The sequence below is a fragment of the Nostoc sp. UIC 10630 genome, assembly GCF_010747425.1.
Taxonomy (GTDB): Bacteria; Cyanobacteriota; Cyanobacteriia; order Cyanobacteriales; family Nostocaceae; genus Nostoc.
In genome coordinates this window covers 1-18,448 of sequence record NZ_JAAGOG010000111.1, presented here as the reverse complement: position 1 = coordinate 18,448, position 18,448 = coordinate 1, and the positions used below count along the sequence as shown (strand labels likewise).

Annotated in this window: 15 protein-coding genes, 1 tRNA gene and 1 pseudogene; 6 read left to right on the top strand and 11 right to left on the bottom strand. The window is 40.4% G+C overall.

From position 1 onward, the window contains the following. Nucleotides 1–455 precede the first annotated feature (455 nt). The gene (locus tag G1O98_RS23045) at nucleotides 456–905 is read right to left on the bottom strand and encodes an orange carotenoid protein N-terminal domain-containing protein (RefSeq protein WP_163932307.1); all 450 of its coding nucleotides are present in this window, start codon (nucleotides 903–905) and stop codon (nucleotides 456–458) included. A 465-nt stretch (nucleotides 906–1,370) separates the two neighbouring features. Here G1O98_RS23045 and G1O98_RS23040 point away from each other — a divergent pair. The 4 genes from G1O98_RS23040 (at nucleotide 1,371) to G1O98_RS23025 (ending at nucleotide 4,662) form a co-directional block, all read left to right on the top strand. Then, nucleotides 1,371–1,455: transfer RNA gene (locus tag G1O98_RS23040), tRNA-Ser, on the top strand. A 193-nt stretch (nucleotides 1,456–1,648) separates the two neighbouring features. Beyond that, on the top strand, nucleotides 1,649–2,830 hold the full coding sequence (locus G1O98_RS23035; protein WP_163932304.1) for a CapA family protein: 1,182 nt from the start codon (nucleotides 1,649–1,651) through the stop codon (nucleotides 2,828–2,830). Between the two features lie 713 nt (nucleotides 2,831–3,543). After that, the gene (locus G1O98_RS23030; RefSeq protein ID WP_163932301.1) at nucleotides 3,544–3,789 is read left to right on the top strand and encodes a hypothetical protein; all 246 of its coding nucleotides are present in this window, start codon (nucleotides 3,544–3,546) and stop codon (nucleotides 3,787–3,789) included. 6 nt (nucleotides 3,790–3,795) lie between these two features. Next, entirely contained in the window at nucleotides 3,796–4,662 is an 867-nt protein-coding gene (locus G1O98_RS23025; protein ID WP_345940578.1) for a histidine kinase dimerization/phospho-acceptor domain-containing protein, read from the top strand. A gap of 105 nt (nucleotides 4,663–4,767) precedes the next feature. On the opposite strand, the gene G1O98_RS23020 is transcribed toward G1O98_RS23025, so the two are convergent. Then, nucleotides 4,768–6,372 (bottom strand): serine/threonine-protein kinase, encoded by a 1,605-nt coding sequence (locus G1O98_RS23020; protein WP_163932298.1) that lies wholly within the window; start codon nucleotides 6,370–6,372, stop codon nucleotides 4,768–4,770. A gap of 337 nt (nucleotides 6,373–6,709) precedes the next feature. On the opposite strand from G1O98_RS23020, the pseudogene G1O98_RS40110 reads away from it, so the two are divergent. After that, nucleotides 6,710–6,989 (top strand): annotated as a pseudogene (locus G1O98_RS40110) (serine/threonine protein kinase); the annotation flags it as partial. 39 nt (nucleotides 6,990–7,028) lie between these two features. Here the strand turns inward: G1O98_RS40110 and G1O98_RS23010 are convergent. From G1O98_RS23010 to G1O98_RS23000, 3 genes are all read right to left on the bottom strand, one after another. Further along, complete coding sequence (locus tag G1O98_RS23010) at nucleotides 7,029–8,357, bottom strand: ATP-binding protein (protein WP_163932295.1); 1,329 nt, start codon at nucleotides 8,355–8,357, stop codon at nucleotides 7,029–7,031. A 96-nt stretch (nucleotides 8,358–8,453) separates the two neighbouring features. Continuing rightward, on the bottom strand, nucleotides 8,454–9,743 hold the full coding sequence (locus tag G1O98_RS23005; RefSeq protein ID WP_167306212.1) for a tellurite resistance TerB C-terminal domain-containing protein: 1,290 nt from the start codon (nucleotides 9,741–9,743) through the stop codon (nucleotides 8,454–8,456). A 301-nt stretch (nucleotides 9,744–10,044) separates the two neighbouring features. After that, nucleotides 10,045–11,400 carry an ATP-binding protein gene (locus tag G1O98_RS23000; RefSeq protein ID WP_163932290.1) on the bottom strand — a complete coding sequence of 452 codons (1,356 nt, stop codon included), beginning with the start codon at nucleotides 11,398–11,400 and terminating at the stop codon, nucleotides 10,045–10,047. Nucleotides 11,401–11,487: 87 nt separating this feature from the next. On the opposite strand from G1O98_RS23000, the gene G1O98_RS22995 reads away from it, so the two are divergent. Continuing rightward, entirely contained in the window at nucleotides 11,488–11,808 is a 321-nt protein-coding gene (locus tag G1O98_RS22995; RefSeq protein ID WP_175586824.1) for a TMEM14 family protein, read from the top strand. A 368-nt stretch (nucleotides 11,809–12,176) separates the two neighbouring features. Here the strand turns inward: G1O98_RS22995 and G1O98_RS22985 are convergent, their stop codons facing one another. The 6 genes from G1O98_RS22985 to G1O98_RS22960 all read right to left on the bottom strand — a co-directional run bounded on the left by G1O98_RS22985 (nucleotide 12,177) and on the right by G1O98_RS22960 (nucleotide 18,379). Further along, a complete protein-coding gene (locus G1O98_RS22985; protein ID WP_163932283.1) occupies nucleotides 12,177–13,037 on the bottom strand; it encodes a fructosamine kinase family protein in 861 nt (286 codons plus the stop codon). A 118-nt stretch (nucleotides 13,038–13,155) separates the two neighbouring features. After that, on the bottom strand, nucleotides 13,156–14,436 hold the full coding sequence (locus tag G1O98_RS22980; RefSeq protein WP_163932281.1) for a pitrilysin family protein: 1,281 nt from the start codon (nucleotides 14,434–14,436) through the stop codon (nucleotides 13,156–13,158). A 276-nt stretch (nucleotides 14,437–14,712) separates the two neighbouring features. Next, the gene (locus tag G1O98_RS22975) at nucleotides 14,713–15,141 is read right to left on the bottom strand and encodes a hypothetical protein (protein ID WP_163932279.1); all 429 of its coding nucleotides are present in this window, start codon (nucleotides 15,139–15,141) and stop codon (nucleotides 14,713–14,715) included. 61 nt (nucleotides 15,142–15,202) lie between these two features. Continuing rightward, nucleotides 15,203–16,072: a zinc metalloprotease HtpX gene (locus tag G1O98_RS22970; protein ID WP_163932277.1), complete on the bottom strand. Its 870-nt coding sequence runs from the start codon at nucleotides 16,070–16,072 to the stop codon at nucleotides 15,203–15,205. A 295-nt stretch (nucleotides 16,073–16,367) separates the two neighbouring features. Then, nucleotides 16,368–17,006, bottom strand: coding sequence for a Uma2 family endonuclease (locus G1O98_RS22965; protein WP_163932276.1), 639 nt, complete (start codon nucleotides 17,004–17,006; stop codon nucleotides 16,368–16,370). 137 nt (nucleotides 17,007–17,143) lie between these two features. Continuing rightward, a complete protein-coding gene (locus G1O98_RS22960; RefSeq protein ID WP_163932274.1) occupies nucleotides 17,144–18,379 on the bottom strand; it encodes an LL-diaminopimelate aminotransferase in 1,236 nt (411 codons plus the stop codon). Nucleotides 18,380–18,448 lie beyond the last annotated feature (69 nt).

Here is an 18,448-nt window from a genome sequence, read left to right as displayed (position 1 = left end):
TAAAAAGTATCTTTTTAATACTTTGGGATAAACAATTATTCTGGTTGCTCTCGGTATCTGATTTGATAGTAAGACGAATGGCAGATTAATATTTGGCGTTGCTGATTAGATATATGAATCTTGGTGTAGAGACGTTGCATTGCAACGTCTCTACAAGGGTTTTGAAATTACGCAAAATCATTTTCATACCTGAATTCAGCAACGCCTAATATTTTATTTACAAATCAGCTCTCAATGAACACCCCACCGTTATGAATGTGTTTTAAATACATGAAAACTGCTGTAAAATGAGGGGATCGGCAGATATTAATTTGCATCAAGACTACCACAAAGATAAGCATCTCTGCGGTAGTTCTAAGTCAAAGACTATTAAAGTAAAGGAAAAAGAGGCAGGTCTAGCTTAATTTGCTACGTTCAATTATCCCAATTCTAGAAAGTAGAGTTCTTGAACTTAGTTAACCCATCGCTTCCACAGCACTTAGCATGAAATTAATTCGCTGCTCAAACTCTAGATTTTTGATCAATGCAACAAATTCATCGGTTTCACCAGGAAGTTGATAATCGGAGGGTACTTGAATTATGCTTCCATCCTCCATTCCTTGTGCCAGCAGGAACCAAACGTCTAATTTAGCATTGGGACTTAGACTATTATAGGTTTGGCTGATATCGTTAGCTGCACCATTAATAATGTCGCGTTGTGCTTGCAGTTGGTGTTCTTTAGACAAGTCCAGGAATTTGTCAAACACTGCTTTGGCAGGAGTTTCAACGCTTAGAGGAGGTGCTGGCTTTAGCTGCTCTTTAAGATCAAGATAACCGAACCAAAGTAGGGCTAGCTGAGTATCTACATCAAAGCGTTGAAAAGTTTCTAAAGCTGGTCTTGTTGCTTCATCAATTGTGTAAGTCATAAAAAACTCCAACTAAGTTAAGTGTATTCGGATTTGCTCAGTTACTTACTGAGAAAATTGCTTTCAGTGCTTCATACAACTTAACGAACAAATCCAGATAGATAACCCTACTTAGGATAGGTATAAGACTCACCACATAAGACAGATATACATAACTCAAGTTGCTAGTTACAAAAATGCCTGCTTCGATGTATAGAAAGCAAAGATATTTCGATGTCTACAAACCTTACAGCAGTTTTCATGTATTTGAACCACATCCGTCGTAGTAGGGGCGGAAGGTCTTGCGCCCCTACCCTATGGTCTATTTACCTGAAAATCGCTGTAATTAGCCTTTGGTGTTTCCGAAGCATTCTGTTACGCAGATAAAGCGCTAATGTTATAGTAGTATAGGGAATGAGCTAACATTTCCCTCAATTCACGGCATTTGCATATAAGATAGATACTCTAATGCGTGAATAAATATCTGGAGAGGTGTCCGAGCGGTTCATGGTGACGCACTCGAAATGCGTTTTGGGGAAACCCAACGGGGGTTCGAATCCCCCCCTCTCCGTTTAAAAATATTTCTCAAGAACTGGACAAACAGATTGTGTTTGGCTTAAAAACTGGCACGTATAATTATTTGCAAGTGAAACGTTCTCATATTTACGTGTCTACTGAGTCAAATATTGCTCAAAAACACTAAAGTATACAGCGCCAACACAAATTTTTGGGATAAACTAATGCCATCGTGTGAGGAGTGAACGATGGCAAATCTCAGCCTGGAGAAAGGGTTTTCATTTAGTTTTATCAGTATCTGTTTATATCTGGGTATTAGTGTAGGAGTCGTTATTCGGCTGGGGCAATCACAGCAATTAAACGCTGCGACTACACCCACTGAACCTGTATCATTACCCTTTGCTATTCCTGAACGTAGGTTATTAACACCAAAACAGCAAATTTCTTCAGGTATTATTACTATCAAAGCTGTTGGAGATATTATTCCCGGCACTAATTTTCCTAACTATAGATTGCCCCGGTTCCGAGATCAATTATTACCAAAGTCAGTGAGATCCCACTTGCAAGGATCAGATATTTTATTTGGTAACTTTGAAAGTAGTTTAACTAATTATCCTTACACTACCAAAGATACGAGTAGAGGACAAGTCTTTGCTTTTCGCTCTCCACCTGGATATGCTCGGCTATTTGCTGAAGCTGGTTTTAATGTGTTTAATATGGCAAATAACCATGCAATGGATTTCGGCCCGGTAGGGTTCAAAGATACAAAGAAAAATCTTGAGGCTGTGGGCATTGCAACATTAGGTCATAAAAATCAAATTCTCTATTTGAAAGCTAACAATATCCCTGTGGCAATGGTCGGGTTTTCTCCTTATGAAATGTATAATTCCATCCATAATTTAGGAGCAGCCCAAGCACTTGTAGCAGAAGCAAAAAATAAAGCAAAGATTGTAGTAGTATCGATGCACGCTGGAGCCGAAGGGACTGGGGCACTACATATTAAGAATCAGACAGAGTTTTTTTATGGAGAAAACCGAGGTAATTCAATCCAGTTTGCTCGAAATATGATTGATGCGGGAGCAGATTTAGTACTAGGACATGGGCCTCATGTTCCGAGAGCAATGGAAATTTATAAGGGAAAGATCATTGCCTATTCTTTAGGGAATTTTTTAGGATATCGAACTTTGTCTACAAATGCCCAGACGGGTGACTCGATGATTTTAGAAGTTAAACTCAACTCTATGGGAAATCTGATATCAAGTAAAATTATCCCTGTGCGGATGAATCGGCAAGGAATCCCTCAAATCGATCAATATTTTCGGACTGTAAAACTTATACGTTCTTTGAATAATCAAGCTTTCCCCAAAAATCCGGTAAAGATTAATAAGAAAGGGGAAGTTGTTGTACAGAAAAGTAAATCAGGAATTTAGCTAACAATGAAACAAAAACTACTCGTGATTTTTATCATAAAAATTACATAATAAAATATTAATTTGGCCAGTCTTTATAAGATTAATCTGAAACCCCAAAAAGCCCCATTAGTAAACTCTTTAAACGTTTAAGGAGTTTCCTGATTAGCTGATATAATTACGGAGGAAAAACTGATAAATATCAGCAGCAATAATATTTCAGGTTATAAAAAGCTAGCTTGCAGCAAGAAAACTTGTTAAGCGACGGCTCTTTTATAAAGGCTCGCAAGAACTGGTTTGTATTCATATAAAACAGAATAAGTCCAGTTGGAATTCATGTATAAATACGGCGTTTTTTTGGAAAATATGGCAAATAATATAAATTTCTAAATGTGTAGTAACGATAATTTTATCTAGTTTGGATTATCTTGAATCTTGTAATGGCAAATATGGACATATTGATGGATATATCTACTTGCAAAAAATTAATATTATATTCAAAAAAAACCAAAAATTTCCTCATTAAGTAGCACTTTTTGGTGGGGAATAAATGGATGTAGTTATTTCGAATACTGATGAATATAGCTTATAAATATAGATTTATTAAGTAAAGATTATGATTTATCAGCTAACCGAAATATTTAAAAGTCTTGAAACAAAGTTTTGTAATTTATTGGGTACTGATAAGGGCGATAGCACACTTCAGCATTGCCAGTTTATAGGAGTCAGCAGTTATGTCTTCCTTTTCAAAAAAAATCATAGCTCGTAACTTGATTCACCGTTTGCCATTGCGATCACTCTTGATTGTTCCATTTGTCCTGCAAATCTTTGCAGCGGTTGGGTTGACGGGGTATATTTCCTTACGGAATGGGCAGAAGGCAGTCAATGATGTTTCTGTTAAGAGAGTCAACAGATTGATTTCAATCTGCCAACTGGAAGGCAGTTTGTGCAAGTTTCAGCACGAGGCATTGATTGGTTGAGCATAGTTGTCGTGCCGGAATCGGACTTTATGGCACAAAATTAATGCCAATAGGCGCAACACGATTTTGCTCTGCTTGGGTGCGTTGGGTTTGGCAACCATTATAGGTATCTATACCTCCCGTTGGATTACCCATCCCATCCTTAAATTACATCAAGCGACTGAAGCGATCGCCACTGGGAACCTTGATCGCACTGTAGAAGTGAAAGGCATCAATGAATTAGAAGCATTGGCGCGATCGTTTAATCAAATGGCGGCACAACTCAAAACCTCCTTCACCGAACTCGAAGAACGCGTTGCCGAACGCACGGTTGAACTTCAGCAGGCGAAAGAAGTAGTCGACAGTGCAAACCATGCCAAGAGTGAATTCTTAGCTAACATGAGCCATGAGCTACGTACACCGCTCAACGGCATTCTCGGCTTTGCCCAAATTTTAAATCGCTCCAAATCTCTACCCGATAAAGAACGTCATGGGGTGAATATTATTCATCAGTGCGGCTCTCATCTTCTGACACTGATTAACGACATCTTAGACCTATCCAAAATCGAAGCCCGCAAACTCGAACTCATCCCCAAAGCCATCCACTTTCCCGCCTTCTTGCAAGGAATTGTGGAAATTTGTCGCGTCCGGGCTGACCAAATTCAAGTTGCAATTGCGGATAATGGTATTGGGATGAGCGAACAAGTCAAAGAAAAAATATTTGACCATTTATTTACTACTAAAGCTGTTGGTCAAGGAACTGGCTTAGGGTTAGCGATCGCTTATCAAATCATCACAGAAAAACATAAAGGGTTGCTTTCTATAAATTCTACACCCGGTAAGGGAACTGAATTTTTAATTACCATACCGATTCTGGCTGAGATTCGGGGTTAAAGCAGAGCAAAGGTATACCTACATCTGTCACAGAAGGGTAACTCCCAAGTATTTCTTGATACAGAAAATCCCCTTTTGGGGTGTGAAGACAAAATCTAAAATTGACTAATTATTGTCATCTTGTAGCTTTTCTGGCAATTTGCGATCGCTCTGGGGTTGATTATCAGTTGGTGAATTTTGCTTTTCTAATGTTGGTACTACTACGGCAGAAGGATCTGACTGTTTGGATTGTGTCGGTGGTGCTGCTGGTATAACCACAGAATTTGGTGGAATTATCGGTTGAGGGGAAGCAGAATTCTGATTAGAAGCGGGTGAGTTATTTTGTGGCAATGGCGCAGGGGAAGCACTACGAGATGACCGGATCGCCCGTAGTTTTTCCACTAGCGAGGGTGTGGGGGAAACGCTAGGTGAAGATGGAGATTGCTGCAAATCGCCCCGTTGTGATTCTCCTATAGGACTGCTAGGAGTTTCTTCGGGGGAAGAACGGCGATTACGTCGGCGCTGCTTGGAATTAGAAAGAGGTGCTGATTCTGTTCTTGAGGGGGTGTTAGTCTCTTCACCATTTTCTAAGCTAGGTACTTTCGCGGCTGGTTGTTGAGTAGGCTGTTCAAAAAGCGGCTTTGTGGTTGGCTGCGGCTGAGATTTGGGTAAAATGCTAGTGATGCCAAAACCTGCTGTAGCAGCAACTAAGGCTACACCTACACCCATGAGTATTTGAGATGATCCCGGTTTTTTTACCAGTGGATTTTCTTTAGCAATGCTTTGGTTGGGCTGTGCTAACACAGATGGCTTATGAAGGCGATTTTGGCCAGTTTTTCCAAGTAAAGTTGCAGCTTGTTGGGCAGATAAATTAACAGTTGGGACTGCATAAGTTGCTAAGGCTTCCGGTGTCATCAGTCCCTCATTTCCAGGTAGGAGTTGTAACCACTCAGCAACTGTCGCTGGTCGAAAACGAGACTCCACCGCCATACCGCGCATTATTGCCTGATTGACAGCAGCACTCAAGTGTGGTTGCAATTCGCGGGGGGAAGGCATTTGTTCGCGATCGCGCAATAATGCTGGCATAGGCACTTGTGCTGTCAACAGTGCATACAAAGTTGCGGCTAAACCATAAACATCAGTGGCGGGTGTGCGCGGCGCTTGCGTCAAATATTGCTCAATTGGAGAATAACCTTCAGAAACCAGACCAGTGTGAGTCTGTCTGACATTGCCATTAAATTCCCTGGCAATGCCAAAATCAATTAGTACTACTTCTTGTGTTCCTTGACGAAGAATAATATTATCTGGTTTAACATCTCGGTGCAGCAAACCATTGTTATGTACTACCTGTAAAGCTGCTCCAATTTGCCGAATGTAATGAATTGCTGTGGCTTCAGGCAAAGTTATTCCTGGTAATACAAATGCGTCTCCCAAGGTTTCGCCACGAATGTATTCCATTACCATGTAAGGCAGTCCAGCTTCCACAAAAAAGTCACTGACTCGGACTATATTTGGATGAATACAGGTAGCTAATCGTCTGGCTTCATCTTGGAATTGGCGCTCAAATTTCGCAAAATCAGGATGTTGTCGCAGCCGTTCATTGATGGTTTTCATCACCACCTCCTGGCCCAAGTAGTGATGGGTAGCTTTAAATGTAATCCCAAAGCCACCCCGCCCTATTTCTTGAATTAGGGTATATTTTCCATCTTGCAAAATTGTGCCTGCTAACATAAAGAGTCCTGAATCCTGAGTGAGCAGATAAATAGCGAGTCCTGAGTCTTGAGGAATTTCTAAAAATTTTCCCGTATTTTATATGAGGCAGGGTTTATTACCTGTCTATTCTACGGGATGATTTAGTTGTCGGAACTCCCTAAGCGAGAAAACCTCCCCACCTCACAAAAGTTTTATCTTTTTCAGATGATAACGCGGGAGTCAAGAAATTCTGAAGCAGGAAAAAGACTTAAGCTATCTGCTACATCCGTAATGTTAAGGAGAAAATACGATTCGACGCGCTAGTTGCTACAACATAGTTTCTTAATTGACGCTTTAATTTCGTCTTAATTCAGCACAAGCTGAAACACTCAAAGCACTCTCCCAGCCAGCTATTCACCGCTACCTTGACTACTTTGAGCTAGATTCACCCAACAGCAGAGGATTTACACTCGTACTGATTCCCAGCCCAATCTCTAGAAGCACAACTCAAAGCTGGGCGTAGTTTCAGTGAAGAAGAAGTTAAAAAACTAGCAAAAGCCATTCTATAAATTCTCAAATATCTACATGGTCGTCAAACGCCCATAATTCAGCGTGATATCAAACCAAGCAATATTCTATTAACAAATAGCTCTGGTTGAGTGATTCGCTAGGCTTACCAATTACTAAAGAGTAAATCACAAACTAAATTCTGCTGCGCCATCTTCATCCACATTTGAATCCTTACCCATAGCAGTAGGTTTAAATTTAGAGCCATGAATTAATTCACCGAATGCAATTCCTGAATTTTGATGAAGAATATTCAGCACACTCATAAAATCTCGCACAATTTCTCCTGGTGTCAGTAATGCTTCTGCACCCAAGCGATTAATAATTTCTTGCACAAACTCTTTCAACTCACGATTTGTCAAAGTCTGTTCATAACCAAAATTAAGTGCATGAATCTCAGCTAAACGTTGCAGAAGGGTTAAGATTTCTACTTCACTCAACGGATTTAACCGAATTACTGGCCCTGAATTTTCTTGAACATTAGCTTGGGCAACAAAACGACTTTCTTTTGTGCGTCTTTGCCAAGCTTGGTCTGCAAAAAGTCCGCGTTTAGGGTCTTCTAAAAATTTAGTTGTTCCACCAACAACAATTCCAAGATGTTCTGCTTTACATTGCATGGTGTCGTTAAACATTGCCAGGAGTCGATTATAATTCTTTTCTCGCGTTACCGTAGTAGATATTTGATATAAATGTACGGCTTCATCAACTAAAATTAACAGTCCTTTATAACCAATCTCAGCGACAAACTTCGCAAACAATTTTATATAGTCATACCAACTATCATCATCAATAATAACGCGCACTCCTAAAGCTGCTTTCGCCTCAACTTTAGTAGTAAACTCTCCCCGCAACCAGCGCATTGCCGCATTTTTTAAATTATCATCATCCATTCGGTAGCCACGCCAATAAGCAATAATTACGCTACCAAAATCGAAACCATGAACTAAGTCTTCAATATATTGAACTACTTCCCTAATTTTTGATTCAACTTGGTCATCAAAACCATCGTCATTGGGACGCATTTCAGTTTCTTTAACCACTTCTTGTTGAATTTTATTAATCCATCCTTCTAAAATCGAGACTAAAGCACCACCATCAGGACGAGTTTTTGTAGCTAGGTGGCTCATTAATTCTCGATATGTGGCTACACCTTCATTATTGCTCCCAGCTAATCGGCGTTCAGTAGATAAATCAGCATCCGCTACTACAAAACCTTGCTCCATAGCGCGGTTACGAAGTAGTTGCAGTAAAAAACTTTTTCCGGAACCGTAGTTACCAATTATGAAGCGAAATGCTGCTACACCTTCTGCAATATCATCAAGATTTTGTAATAGGCTTTTTAGTTCTTTTTCTCGACCTACTGCGATATATTCAACTCCTACTCTTGGCACTACCCCCGCACCAAGGGAATTGATTAAACCAGTGGAGATTTTTTTCGAGATTTTGAGCTTTGCCATGTATTACACTTCTTTTTATTCTAAACGCATAAGCACGCAGTAAATAGGTAAGGTACATATTCACCTTACTACTAACTTGACGACAGCAATAATATTTTAATTTGTCGACGCATGTCTAGCCATGAGACTTTCATGCGTTGCGATCATTTTTTTGACATGGGTAATATGCTCATGATAAACTTCTGGAATTTCCGAATCTGAGTTAATTATTAATTCCCCAATAGTATCATTTGCCCGTTCATTTATAGAATCGATTAAAAGATTCGGCATAGTGATATTTGCTTCGGCAATTTTTTTAATAGCAGCCTTGGGATTATCTTGCTCAACTATAGCTTTTAATACTTGTAATTCGTATCCTAGGAGATTTTCTAAAAAATTAGTCCATTCTTCAGGTATATTTTCTGATGTCTCAATTTCTGAATTATTTATGACTGCTGTAGTTTCCATTATTTCAGAAAAGGGAAACAATTCAGTATCATCTTCTTGGAAATTATCAACTAAAGGTTCTTGATTAAATGTTTCTAGTTGTTGGAGTAATTCCCATACTTGATTTTGCAATGAATCTCGTTCTTCTTGCAATAATGAAATTTGCCCTTGCAACTGCTGTAATTCGACTTTGTGTTCTGCTAGTTGGGTTTGTGAAGAATGTAGGATAGCTTGAATATTTTCTCTTTCGGTTTTTGTCGCTACAAGCAACTGATTTTTTTGGGTTGTCTCAACTTCTAATTCTTGAATTGCAATTCGCAGTTCGTATAGTTTTTCTTCTAATTGGGGTTTGAGTCTGCCTAAAAGAGTTAAATTACTTTCAACTTCTTGTTTCTCTTGTTGGAGTTCTGAAATTTGGCTTTGCAATTGCGTGATTTCAGCACGAGATACATTACAATTTGACTCTAGACGACGCTTTTCTGCTGTAAGTATAGAAAAAGCATTGTTCAATTCTGTTTGATTTTTCTGCAAGTTATTAATTTCAGTTTGCAGGATATTTATTTCAGTTTCTAGCTGTTTTTTTTGTCCGGTAAATGTTCTTAACTCTCGATGTAAACTATCTCTTTGGTTACGGCTTTCTGCAACTTGATTTTGGAGTTGCTGTGACTCTGCATATAATAAATTATGATGTTCTTCGATTTGATTGATTTCTCTGACAACACGAGCTTTTAGCCCCTCCATTTCTTTAATTCGTTTGCGGAGAGAACCTAAAACAAACATTTCATAATTTCTTCGCCGCTTATCTACAAATAATGCTGTTGCATAGATAGTAGCGGCAGTAATTAAACCTGTGAGAAAAGCTTTATTAAAATCCCAGCTTGGGACGAGACTAAGACCAAAACTCACACTAAAGGCAACTATTCCTAGTATAAATCGATTGCTGATCGTTACTGATTGCATATTGCTCGTTTTTAGCGTAGTGAAATTATCAGAATAAGTAAGTTTCATACTAATTCGTAATAGTCGCCATTGGCGTAGCATCTCGTAGAGAAGGCGAGAAGCAAGCTACGTAATTCGTAATTACATTGGTGGACACCAAAATGTAATTACAAATTAGAATACACAGGTGATTCTGTTTGGTTAAATAAGGCATTTTTCCAAAGTTTTGTATCATAGTATTTCTGAAATATCTAGTTTTAGTTACTGGCGCATCATATTGTTATGTAACTAACCAAAAAATTTAATCATCAATAAATTAATTTTAATCCGAAGTATTAGATGTATGGTTATTTGCATAAAGAAGTCTTAAATCTGCTTTTAAAAAATCAACAAATTGCCGTGCTGTGCGTCCAGAACGACCGTTGTGGCGAGTTGCCCACTGTAATGCTTGAAACTCTAAATCTTCTTGGGTAATATTAATTTCAGCTTGTGCTGCTAGATGTTGTACTATCTTCAAATAAGTTTTCTGATCGGCTGGTTCAAAGGTCAAGGTTAAACCAAAGCGATCGCTAAACGAAAGTTTCTCCTGCATCGTATCCCAAGCATGGATTTCCTCATTATCCTTGGGGGTAGGTCTATCCACAAAGAACTCCCGAATCAAGTGGCGGCGATTGGAAGTAGCATACACAACTACATTTTGCGGCCGCGCGGTTAAATTACCTTCTAAAACTACCTTGAGCGCTTTAAAGGCATCATCATCTTCTTCAAAGGAAAGATCGTCGACAAAGATAATAAACTTTTGTGACACTCCTCGTAAATGTTCCACAATTTCTGGTAGGTCTTTTAAATCAGATTTTGTCACTTCCAATAAGCGGAGACTACGCTCGCTATATTCATTCAACAAAGATTTCACTAAAGAAGATTTGCCAGAACCACGACTACCGTAAAGTAATACATGAAGTGCCATCTCTCCTGATAATAAAAACTCTGTATTTTTTAACAAAGCATCTCTTTGAGACTCGTAACCTACAAGCGCACTCAACTTAACCGGATCAGAATATCGGATACCGATAAACTGCCCAGCTTGCCAACGTAAAGCGCGATATTCTGCAAATAAACCAGAGCCACATTGCCGATAATAAGCCGCCAACTCTTCTACAGCATCACCCCAATTATCTAAGTCTTGTAAATATGTAGCGAACTTTGTCTCTACTCCTACGAATTCTTGCTCTTTATACCACACTACTGGCGAAATCGGCATGTGAGCTACGTTTTGTATCCACTCACTCAAAGAGGCGCTGCTACATTCATAGAGACTTTGCAATATTTGTAAATCATGCTGTACTGCTGCTACTAAAGCTGGGGGCAATTCTTCAAATTCTTTCACTTCAGCCAGCTTTGTAAAAGGATTCTTAGAGAAGAGAAGTTGAGTAATTAAATAGTCTTCCCAATTTTGATTTTTAGCAGCTAACGCGTGGAAGTAACGACCGTAGGCTTGGAGACAACCACGTGCATCAGAGTCAGTGTAACGTATAGCTTGCAACAGTTCCAGAAATGCTATCCCTACTTCGCCTTGGAGAACAGACTGGTACAGTAAAAGTGAGTCCGCTTGACGCTGGAGATATTGGACTTTTGTATATAAGGAAGTACTTGTTATTGGCATCGCTTGATTATCCATCAATCAACTGTGTGGTATAGCTATTTAGCTATGGTAAATTGTCTGCTGACCTTGGTAGTAAAGTCAAAATCTACAGATGTATTAACAATGAATTTAAGTATAATTGCTGCTTTCGCCTACGGCATCTTAGCGATCGCTGGTGGCATTATTGGCTATATTCAAGCTAGAAGTAAGGTTTCACTGTTAAGTGGTAGTATTAGCGGTCTATTACTAATACTCGCTGCTTACTTTCAACTCCAAGGGCAAACCTGGGGTTCGATTTTAGCAGTGTTAGTTACTGGTATTTTAGTAGTGGTCTTTGCAGTTCGGCTGGCTAAAACACGCAAGTTTATGCCGGCGGGATTAATGACGATTTTGGGGATGGTGGCATTGGCGGTGATGGTGAATCAAATAGTGGCTTTAAAGTAGCATCAGTCTCAATACTTTTCGGTTAAGGGGGAAAGGGGAAAGGGAAAGGGTTTGAATTTACTTCTTCCCCAAGCCCAGTAACCTTTCCCCAGATCAGAAGAGAGATTGTTAGGTTTATCCGAAAAGTATTGACATCAGTCTATAAGCAATAACCACCTTCCTGTTTTTATATCTAAGGGTATGCATTAACAAGGCAAACCGACGCATTCACAGGGCAAGCCAACGCATTCACAATGCAAGCTAATGAATTCACAATGCAAGCCGATGCATTCACAATGCAAGCCAATGCATTCACAAGTCAAGCCGATGCACTAACAAAGCACGGTATTGCTAAGTTTAATTCGCTACGAATTTATGAAATGCTGTAGTTAGCGCAAAATCTGGTCAATCATCCGGTTCGCCTGGGAAGCATAACTTCCCCCGAATAAATTGAAGTGATTCAAAATGTGATATAGGTTATAAAGTGTTTTTCTCTGCTCATAGCCTGCATCTAAAGGAAAAACTTCGTTATAACCTTTGTAAAAGGCTGCGGGGAACCCACCAAATAATTCTGTCATGGCAATATCAACTTCGCGATCGCCAAAATAAGTTGCTGGATCAAAAATCACGGGTTCTCCTGACGCAGTACACCCGGCATTTCCGCCCCATAAATCGCCATGTACTAAAGAAGATTGTACTTGGTGCGCCAATAGTTCAGGGATAGCTGCTAGTAATTTTTCTTGCTGGGGAAAATTTCCTCCCCGTCGCCTTGCCAACTGAAATTGATAACCAAGGCGATGTTTAATATAAAATTCTGTCCAGTCTGCTGTCCAAGTATTGATTTGGGGCGTTGAACCAATGGTATTGTTAATTTTCCAACCAAACCCTTGGCTACTACTAGCTTGATGCATCGCCGCCAACTTGCGCCCCATCTCTTGCCAAGTATTGCTGTTACCATTACCAAGTTCTAACCATTCCAGCACAATGTAGCTAGAGTTCTCAGCTACACCCCAGCAAATAGGTTGTGGGATGCGAATACTAGCTGTTGCTAGCATTTCTTTTAAACCCAATGCCTCAGACTCAAACATCGCAACTTGGGATGCAAGGTTGAGCTTGACGAAGTAGGTAATCTCATCATTGGAAACAGCATAACCTTGGTTGATACATCCGCCACCAACCGATCGCCGTTGCTGACTCTGAAATTTTTCGTTAGTTATCTGGCTGATATGGGTGTCGATTTGAGTCCACATTGATTGAATTGGGGAGTGGTGGGAGTGGGGATGAGGGGGATGAGAGAGATGAGGGAGATGAGGGAGATATAACTAATGCCCAATTCCCCATTCCCCATTCCCCATTCCCATTTTTAATTTACGGCTTAACGACAACTACACCATAAGCATCTGGGGAAAGATACTCTTTGGCTGCTTGCATTAAGTCAGTTGCATCTTGACTTTGAATATAGTCTGGGTAGTTAAAGGCGGGTTCTAAATCTCCCAGCAAGGAATGATAGTAACCATACAACCCAGTGCGATCGCTTGGTGTTTCATTACCAAAAATAAATCTGTTCGCTACTCGCCGCCGTACACGGGCAATTTCTGATTCTGTGATTAACTCGGTTTGGACTGTGCGAATATGTTGAGCGATCGCATCCTCTACTTCTGCTAAATTTTCTACTGCACATTTAGCTGAAATATAAAATGTCCCTTGCAGCTGATTACTCATATTACTCACAGAAATTGAAGAAACTAATCCCCGTTCTTCTCGTAAATCTCTCACCAGTCTTGATGTCCGTCCGTGTCCCAAAACTCCAGCTAAAACATCCAATCCATAGGTGCGATCTAACTGCGCCATTCCTGGAACCCGCCAAACCATTACTAGCCTGCCTTGCTGGAGACTTTCATCTGTAAATTCTCGACGGACAATTTCTGTAAATGGTGACTCAGGATTTAGTGAGGAGTGGGGGGTGGGGAGTGGGGAGTGCTGAGTTTTATTAGCTTTTGTAAATCCTTCAGCAACGATCGCAATTAATTCTTCCACAGGCAAATTGCCCACAGCTACAGCAGTAATTGACTGGGGTTGATACCAACTATGATGAAAATCCCGCATCTGTTGGGGTTTAAGTTCGGCAATTACCGATTCTGGCCCCAATACCGCACGACGATAAGGTAGCTCATTATATGCTGTCTCCATTACCCGGCGAAATGTCCGCCGTTGGGGATTATCCTCTGAACGCCTAATTTCTTCTAAAACTACTAATCGCTCACGTTCAAAAGCATCATCGGGAATACTAGCATTTGATACTACATCTATTTGTAATGGAGCAAGCTGGGCAAAATCTTTGGGGGCAGTAGTTATATAGTAATGAGTATAGTCTTGGCTAGTAGCGGCATTGGTGACAGCACCCCGTTCTTCAATTCGACGTTCAAACTCGCCGCTAGCCAGTCGTTCTGTTCCCTTAAAAATCATGTGTTCTAAAAAGTGAGCCATACCGTTAATGGCATCAGATTCGACGGCTGAACCAACTTTAATCCATAAGTTGAGGTTTACAGCTTCAACTGGCATCTGCTCCGCTATGATTGTCAAACCATTGGGTAACTGATGCAGGGTTGGGCTATGAAGACGAGTAAATTTCCGCAGGGTTGAAGTCATTGCTACTTGTGTGAGGAGCTACGTTACCTCTTTATCTTATCCGCGACGCAAAATCTATATAAAAAGACCTCTCTCTAGCTTTAGAACTTTCAAATAAAAAAATATCCCCAAATCGATTGCAAAATCTCTCCATTCCTCTTCACTCTGTGTTCTCTGCGCCTCTGTGGTTCGATAATTTATTTCTTGGAAATCCCTTACTACGCAAAATCTGTCCCTTACCTAGTCGGAGAAGGACAGACTTTAACTTTAGTTCAAGATAGGGAAAGGTTCTGCGAACTAACGAGAGTAAGGATTATTGAAGGTTTCCCAAGCTGCCATAGCCGCTTTTTGCAGGCGAAAATTGAAGTCCACTAAGTCTTTCATCAATAAATACCAGTTTCTCTCAACTTCATCCTGAATTATCGCCCAAGAGTCCTCTAAGCGATCGCGTTGCATCAGTTTTCTACCTTCAACCAATTCTCGTGCTTGTCGCACAGCTTTCAAATAGGTTTCACGTGTGAGAGTACCTGCTGAATCAGCCTCAGCTTGAGCGCGTCTTTTTAGCGCCTCAATCAGCGCTTTGGTTTCGCGCTTCACTTCATCACTTTCGTTAGCCATTTCGGTTTCTACTAGTTCGTCGGTTTGAGAACTAATTTCTACAATTACTATGGATTCTGTAGATTCAATGACTGTGCTTTCAAAGGATTCGATGTTGTTAGCATTCATAGTTAAAACATCCTGAAATTGCAAAGTTTAGTCTTGGATGAAAACTACATCAAATGACAAATCAATAAGCTTTCGTTGGCAGTTGTTGCTCTAATTTCAATAATGCTGCAACTCGTGCTTCTGTAGCAGGGTGACTGGAAAATAAGTTACCTAAAAACTGTCCAGAGATAGAATTGATAATTAATAACGGTTCAAAAGCTGGATTGGCATTTAAAGGGATCTGTTTTGCTGAGGCTTCTAAGCGTTGTAATGCCCTAGCTAATGCACGGGGATTACCAGTTAATCTAGCAGAACCTGCATCAGCAGAGAATTCTCGTGTGCGCGAAATTGCTAGCTGAATAATTGTTGCAGCTAATGGCGCAAGCATTACTGTTAACAAAACTCCCAAAGGATTTGCACCTCTGTTGTCATCTCGTGAACCACCGCCAAACCATAAGCTATAACTCACCATTTGCGCTAGGAATGAGATCGCACCAGCAACGGTAGCAGCAACGGCTTGTGTCAGGGTGTCACGATTAATAATGTGCGTAAGTTCGTGAGCGATAACACCTTCGAGTTCATCGTCTGGCAATATATTCAAAATGCCTTCGGTGACGGCTACAGCAGCGTGTTCGGGATCGCGCCCTGTAGCGAAGGCGTTAGCACCTTGGCTTGGGACAATGTAAACTCTAGGCATAGGAATGTTAGCGCGATCGCTTAATCTCTGCACCATCCGATAAAGTCCTGGTGCTTCTCCTTCACTCACAGGCTGGGCCTGATATACTGCCAGAGCGATCTTATCTGATTGATACCAGGAAAATAGGTTTGTTGCTGCTGCCAAGCCAATTCCAATTATTAAGCCACTACTACCGCCAATTACCCAGTAACTAATTGCGATCAAAAGACCACTTAATGCAGCTAGTAAAGCAGCCGTTTTCACTTGATTTCCCATATTTTCGCTCTCCTACTAATGCTGTATAAATTTTCTAGAAACAGCATTACTTAAGCCATACTTTGATTGTATCCAGCTAAACTTAGATATATGGTACAGAAAACCTATCAGATAAGTACGGTTTTCCTACTTAACTTTTATAAAAAATAATTTAGTTTTTTTTGATACTTCTTCTTTTGGTAATATTTTTATTTATAGATAATAAAACGACATCTATCTCTAGAAGTAAATTATTTATTCTGGCAGAAATTAAGCAGTTATAGTATGAAACAGCTATATCAATTTGAACCGTTTACTAAATCATCGCTTCCAATTCTTCCAAAGCTTGAAAACTTCCTACTTGCCAACTGCGTTCCACGGCAGCAGGAATAATTTGAGTAATAGCTATATGTTCAAAATTAGGACTAGTATTAGATTTTATGTATGTCCAATCTCTGAGCAAATAAATAGAAAGGTTTCCACTGTCGTAAACCCATAATTCTGGGACTCCAATGGCTTCATAAGCATCAAGAGTAGTTTTCGATGTGACATCAGCTTCAATAGCTAAATCTGGCGGCGGATCATCAGGTTGTAAGCGGCGATGACCAATCATTTGTTGATAATTGTGAATATAAAAGCAAGCATCAGGTTCAACGCCTGCCACACCTTGCCGTTTAAAGGTGGTGGAACCAAAAGGTTGGTATCTGATATCTTTAGCCTTCAGCAATATTTTGACAATATCAGAAATTAAATCTTTGGGAATTTCATGTTCTGGTAAAGGAGCCATAATTTCTAAAGTACCCTGGCTGTAGGCAATTCGCGTAGTTCTTTTTTGTCCCAATTCTTCTAAAATAGATTCAAATTCTTGCCAGCTAACATCAGGAATAGTCACTGCGCTACCAGGTGCTAACTGTATCCGGCTAACAGCTTTGAAAACGGGGATAGCAGCAGTCATGTCGCTTCGCTCCAATTCAAAATTGAAAATTCAAAATTGAAAATTCAATATCTATTAGGTTGCGGTGGATAATACAGCCCACCGTAACCTTTAGATTAATAGAATGAGTTTAACAAAAGTGACTCAAAGCGATCGCTCTACACCTTAAACTTCTCGGTAATCCGCTTCATCGCCTCTTCGACATTCTCCCGGCTGTTAAACGCCGAAATGCGGAAGTAACCTTCACCCGCAGCACCAAAGCCAGAACCAGGTGTCCCCACAACGTTGACGGTTTGCAGCAACTTATCAAAGAATTCCCAACTGGATAAACCATTAGGAGTTTTTACCCAAACGTAAGGTGCATTCACGCCACCATAAACTGACAATCCGGCGGCTGTGAGTTTCTCACGGATAATTTTGGCGTTTTCTAGATAGAAACTAACCAATTCTTTGATTTGTGCTTGCCCTTCTTCAGAGTAAACCGCTTCGGCTCCCCGTTGAACAATGTAAGAAACACCATTAAATTTGGTAGACTGGCGGCGATTCCAGAGTTTCCATAGTTCGACATCGGAACCATCGGCGGCTTTTCCGGTGAGTGTCTTCGGTACAACGGTTAAGGCGCAACGAGTTCCTGTAAAGCCTGCATTCTTGGAAAAAGAACGGAATTCGATCGCAACATCTCTTGCACCTTCTATTTCATAAATTGAGTGCGGAATCGATGGATCGGTAATATAAGCTTCGTAGGCTGCATCAAAGAAAATAATCGAGTTATTAGCTTTGGCATAGTCTACCCATGCCTTTAAATATTCCTTGGTAGCAGTTGCGCCAGTGGGGTTATTGGGAAAGCAGAGATAAATTAAATCGACTTTCTTTGAGGGAATCTCTGCGATAAAGTTGTTATCAGCCGTAATTGGCAGATAAACTAAACCTTCAAATTCGCCTTTATCGTTAGCATCCCCAGTATTTCCCACCATAACGTTGGTGTCTACATACACAGGATAAACGGGGTCAGTAACGGCAATTATATTGTCATGACCAAAGATTTCCAGAATATTGCCCGTGTCGCACTTGGAACCATCGGAGATAAAGATTTCGGAAGCATCTATATTGGCTCCCCGTGCTTGGAAATCGTGAGCAGCAATTTTTTCACGTAACCAAGCGTAGCCTTGCTCTGGGCCGTAGCCTTTGAAGGTATTGCGATCGCTCATCTCTTCCACAGCTTTGATCATAGCTGTGCGGCAAGCCTCCGGCAGAGGTTCGGTAACATCACCAATCCCCAGCCGGATGATTTTAGCATCAGGATTCGCTTCTGCAAAGGCATTTACCCGCCGAGCAATTTCTGGAAACAGATAACCTGCTTTCAGTTTCAGGTAGTTGTCGTTAATAGTTGCCATTATATAGATTATGAAAAACGCCCTCAAATAGCTTACTGCTAATTTATGAGGGCGGGGAGTGGGGAGTGG